This is a genomic window from Nocardioides oceani, from assembly GCF_030412965.1.
GTDB classification, from domain to species: Bacteria; Actinomycetota; Actinomycetes; order Propionibacteriales; family Nocardioidaceae; genus Nocardioides; species Nocardioides oceani.
On sequence record NZ_JAUHJQ010000355.1, the window covers coordinates 1 to 203 of the forward strand.

The 203-nt window shown below is 77.3% G+C and carries 1 pseudogene; it reads right to left on the reverse strand.

The annotated features are described in order from the left end of the window. Positions 1-203: pseudogene (locus tag QWY28_RS24340) on the reverse strand (phosphoadenylyl-sulfate reductase); the annotation flags it as partial.

The following is a 203-nucleotide window of genomic DNA, read 5'->3' on the forward strand; positions in this document are numbered from 1 at the left end:
CCCGGGCACGACCGTCGAGGCGAGGTGCGCCAGGGCGGCGTCGCCCATCGAGGACGTCACGCAGAACCGCTCGCCGAAGGTGGCGGCGGCCCACTCGATGATGACCTCGGCGGGCGCCCGCGCGAGCTCGGCGCCCCCGTGCGAGACCAGCTCGCGCAGCTCCTCGGGCGTGCGGCCCGCGGGCTGGATGCCGCGGGAGTTGC